3 protein-coding genes are annotated in these 4,235 nt (G+C 67.0%); all 3 read right to left on the reverse strand.

The window, feature by feature from the left end; translation table 11 throughout:
- Positions 1-249: 249 nt before the first annotated feature.
- The 3 genes from tuf to rpsG all read right to left on the reverse strand — a co-directional run bounded on the left by tuf (position 250) and on the right by rpsG (position 4,225).
- Positions 250-1,443, reverse strand: coding sequence for an elongation factor Tu (tuf, locus tag ABD127_RS18420; RefSeq protein WP_344204184.1), 1,194 nt, complete (start codon positions 1,441-1,443; stop codon positions 250-252).
- A 123-nt stretch (positions 1,444-1,566) separates the two neighbouring features.
- The gene (gene fusA, locus ABD127_RS18425; protein WP_344204186.1) at positions 1,567-3,678 is read right to left on the reverse strand and encodes an elongation factor G; all 2,112 of its coding nucleotides are present in this window, start codon (positions 3,676-3,678) and stop codon (positions 1,567-1,569) included.
- A gap of 76 nt (positions 3,679-3,754) precedes the next feature.
- Positions 3,755-4,225, reverse strand: a complete 471-nt coding sequence (gene rpsG, locus ABD127_RS18430; protein WP_229051888.1) for a 30S ribosomal protein S7 — start codon at positions 4,223-4,225, stop codon at positions 3,755-3,757.
- Between the last annotated feature and the right edge of the window lie 10 nt (positions 4,226-4,235).

The following is a 4,235-nucleotide window of genomic DNA, read 5'->3' on the forward strand; positions in this document are numbered from 1 at the left end:
GGGGGGGGGGGGGGGGGGGCATCCGGCATCGCGGATCGTTGCGGACAAGCAGGCATGGACCACCCAGCGGGGCGGGGACCGGCGATGAGGCATTAGGGCAGCCCTGGCGACCGCGATGCCTCATCCCTGGTCCCCGACGACGGACCGCCGGGGCCGACCCCTCCTCCACGCACGACGAAGCCCCCCGGACCCGTGAGGGTCCGAGGGGCTTCGCTGCAGTCTCAGCTGAGCTGCGTCAGATCGACAAGGTCACTTGACGATCTTGGTGACGCGGCCGGCGCCGACGGTACGGCCACCCTCACGGATGGCGTAGCGCAGGCCCTCCTCCATGGCGATGGGCTGGATCAGCTCAACGCTCATCTCGGTGTTGTCGCCGGGCATGACCATCTCGGTGCCCTCGGGCAGCGTGACGACGCCGGTGACGTCCGTGGTGCGGAAGTAGAACTGCGGACGGTAGTTGTTGAAGAACGGCGTGTGACGGCCACCCTCCTCCTTGGACAGGATGTAGGCCTGGCCCTCGAAGTTGGTGTGCGGCGTCGTGGAGCCGGGCGCGATGATGACCATGCCGCGCTCGACGTCCTCGCGCTTCGTGCCACGAAGCAGGAGGCCGACGTTCTCGCCCGCCTGGCCCTCGTCGAGGAGCTTGCGGAACATCTCGATGCCGGTGACCGTCGTGGTCTGCTTGGTCTCACGGATGCCGACGATGTCGACGGTCTCGTTGACCTTGATGACGCCACGCTCGATACGACCCGTGATGACGGTGCCACGACCGGTGATCGTGAAGACGTCCTCGACCGGCATGAGGAACGGCTTGTCCGTCTCACGCGGGGGCAGCGGGATGTAGTCGTCGACGGCCGCCATCAGCTCGGCGATCGCGTCGCCCCACTTGGCGTCGCCCTGGAGCGCGGGGTGCGCGGCAACACGGACGATCGGGACGTTGTCGCCGTCGAACTCCTGGTCGCTGAGCAGCTCGCGGACCTCCATCTCGACGAGCTCGAGGATCTCCTCGTCGTCGACCATGTCGCACTTGTTGAGCGCGACGACCATCGACGGCACGCCGACCTGGCGGGCGAGCAGCACGTGCTCACGCGTCTGGGGCATGGGGCCGTCGGTGGCGGCGACCACGAGGATCGCGCCGTCCATCTGCGCCGCACCCGTGATCATGTTCTTCACGTAGTCAGCGTGACCCGGGCAGTCGACGTGCGCGTAGTGGCGGTTCTCGGTCTGGTACTCGACGTGCGAGATCGAGATCGTGATACCGCGCTGGCGCTCCTCGGGAGCCTTGTCGATCTGATCGAAGGCCGAGGCCTCGTTCAGGTCGGGGTACTTGTCGTGCAGCACCTTCGTGATCGCCGCGGTCAAGGTCGTCTTGCCGTGGTCGATGTGTCCGATGGTGCCGATGTTCATGTGCGGCTTGGTCCGCTCGAACTTCGCCTTAGCCACTGGGGCTCCTTCTGGGTTGTGATGTCTGCTGACGGTGAGGCCGTCGGTCCCGGCGTGGGAAACCTCAGGCCACCCTATGGGATGGGTACTACCGAGTGGTGTGGGGGCCGAGGCCCCCGCGGACTACTCGCCGCGGACCTTCTTGATGATCTCTTCCGCGACGGCCTTGGGGACCTCCGCGTAGGAGTCGAACTGCATCGAGTACGAGGCACGACCCGAGGTCTTGGACCGCAGGTCACCCACGTAGCCGAACATCTCCGAGAGCGGCACGAGCGCCTTGATGACCTTCGCGCCGCCGTAGCCCTCGTCCATGGACGAGACCTGGCCTCGACGGGAGTTGATGTCGCCGATCACGTCGCCCATGTAGTCGTCGGGCGTCGTGACCTCGACGGAGAACACGGGCTCGAGGAGGACCGGGCCAGCCTTGCGCGCGGCCTCCTTGAACGCCATGTTGCCGGCCAGCTTGAACGCGAGCTCGCTGGAGTCGACGTCGTGGTAGGCGCCGTCCTCCAGGGTGAACTTGACGTCGACCATGGGGTAGCCGGCGAGGACGCCGAACTCCATGGCAGCCTGTCCGCCGGCGTCGACCGAGGGGATGTACTCGCGGGGGACGCGTCCACCGGAGACCTCGTTGACGAACTCGTAGCCACCCTCTCCACCGGCCTCGGGGCCGTTGGGCGCGATGCCGATGACGACCTTCGCGAACTGACCCGAACCACCGGTCTGCTTCTTGTGGGTGTAGCTGTGACCCGTGACCGTCTTGCGGATGGTCTCGCGGTACGCGACCTGCGGCTTGCCGACGTTGGCCTCGACGTTGAACTCGCGCTTCATGCGGTCCACGAGGATGTCGAGGTGGAGCTCGCCCATGCCGGCGATGATCGTCTGACCCGTCTCCTCGTCGGTGTGGACCTGGAACGTCGGGTCCTCCTCGGCGAGCTTCTGGATCGCGACGCCGAGCTTCTCCTGGTCGCTCTTCGTCTTGGGCTCGATCGCGACCTGGATGACCGGGTCGGGGAACGTCATGGACTCCAGGACGATGGGGTTGGCCGAGTCGGCCAGCGTCTCGCCCGTGGTGGTGTCCTTCAGGCCCATGACGGCCACGATCTGGCCGGCGCCGACCGACGCGATCTCCTCACGCTTGTTGGCGTGCATCTGGTAGACCTTGCCGATCCGCTCCTTGCGGCCCTTGGTCACGTTGAGGACCTGGGTGCCCGCCTCGAGGCGGCCGGAGTAGACGCGGACGAACGTGAGCTTGCCCAGGTGCGGGTCCGTGGCGATCTTGAAGGCCAGGCCCGAGAAGGGCACGTCGTCGGACGGCTCGCGGGTGTCGTTCTTGGACTCGTCCTTCGGGTCGAGGCCGACGATGGCACCGACGTCGATGGGCGAGGGCAGATAGGCGACGACCGCGTCGAGCAGGGGCTGGACGCCCTTGTTCTTGAACGCGGTGCCACACAGGACCGGGTTGAGCTTCGCAGCCAGGGTGGCGCGACGGATCGCGGCCTGGAGGACCTCGACCGAGATGTCGGCACCGTCGAGGTACAGCTCGGCGATCTCGTCGTCGACGTCGGACAGCGTCTCGAGGAGCGCGTCGCGGCCCTCGGCGGCGGCGTCGGCCAGCTCGGCCGGGATCTCCTCGACGGAGTAGTCCTCGCCGATCGTGGTCTCGCCGCGCCAGGTCAGGGCGCGCATGCCGACGAGGTCGACGACGCCCAGGAAGTCCTGCTCGGCGCCGATCGGCAGCTGCAGGACGAGCGCGGTGGCGCCGAGGCGCTCGCGGATCGTCTTGACGCAGAAGTCGAACGAGGCGCCGGTGCGGTCGAGCTTGTTGACGAAGCACATGCGCGGGACGCCGTACTTGTCGGCCTGACGCCAGACGGTCTCGGACTGCGGCTCGACACCGGCGACGCCGTCGAACACGGCGACCGCGCCGTCGAGGACGCGCAGCGAGCGCTCGACCTCGACCGTGAAGTCGACGTGGCCGGGCGTGTCGATGATGTTGATCTGGTGGTTCTTCCACCAGCAGGTCGTCGCGGCCGACGTGATCGTGATGCCGCGCTCCTGCTCCTGCTCCATCCAGTCCATCGTGGCGCCGCCGTCGTGGACCTCACCGATCTTGTAGTTGATGCCGGTGTAGAAGAGGATGCGCTCGGTGGTCGTGGTCTTGCCGGCGTCGATGTGCGCCATGATGCCGATGTTGCGGACCCGGGTGAGGTCGGTGGTGAGTTCGGTAGCCACTACGTGAGCTCTCTCTTGATCGTGGAACAGGTGGTGGTGCGGGCGGGGCCCGTACGGCCCCGCCCTGCGGTGGTGATTACCAGCGGTAGTGCGCGAACGCGCGGTTGGCCTCGGCCATCTTGTGCGTGTCCTCACGCTTCTTGACGGCACCGCCGAGACCGTTGCTGGCGTCGAGGATCTCGTTCTGGAGACGCTCGGCCATGGTCTTCTCCCGGCGCTCGCCGGCGTACTTGACGAGCCAGCGCATCGCGAGGGTCGTCTGGCGGGCCGGACGGACCTCGATCGGGACCTGGTAGGTCGCACCGCCGACGCGGCGGCTCTTGACCTCGAGGCTCGGACGGACGTTGTCGAGCGCGCGCTTGAGCGTGATGACCGGATCGGTCGCGTTCTTCTCGCGAGCGCCCTCGAGCGCCGAGTAGACGATGCGCTGAGCGGTCTGCTTCTTGCCGTCGACCAGGATCTTGTTGATCAGCTGCGTGACGATCTGGCTGCTGTAGACCGGGTCGGTCTCGGGGATGCGCTTGGTGGCGGGACCCTTACGAGGCATTAGCTCTTCT

The organism is Aeromicrobium alkaliterrae (assembly GCF_039529015.1).
Lineage (GTDB): Bacteria > Actinomycetota > Actinomycetes > Propionibacteriales > Nocardioidaceae > Aeromicrobium > Aeromicrobium alkaliterrae.